Annotated in this window: 1 protein-coding gene; it reads right to left on the reverse strand. The window is 72.3% G+C overall.

Annotation, left to right across the window (positions count from 1 at the left end; all coding sequences use genetic code 11):
- A partial coding sequence (locus VSR82_RS40260; RefSeq protein WP_498858953.1) for an AMP-binding protein occupies positions 1–256 on the reverse strand: 256 nt, incomplete at both ends.

Consider the following 256-nt stretch of genomic DNA (forward strand, 5'->3'; position numbering starts at 1 on the left):
GCCGCACGCCCCGCCGCATCGGCCAGCACCAGCCGCGGCGCCGCCTCCCCCAGAATCTGCCGCAGCCGCGCGCCCGGATACGCCGCATCCAGCGGCACATACGCGCCCCCCGCCTTCAGGATCGCCAAGAGCCCCACCACCATCGCCGCGCTGCGCTCCACGCAGATCCCCACCGGCTGATCCGGCCTGACTCCGAGTGCGATCAGATGATGGGCCAGCCGGTTGGCCCGCGCATTGAGCTCGCCATAGCTCAGTC

The organism is Burkholderia sp. JPY481, from assembly GCF_038900515.1.
Lineage (GTDB): Bacteria > Pseudomonadota > Gammaproteobacteria > Burkholderiales > Burkholderiaceae > Paraburkholderia > Paraburkholderia youngii.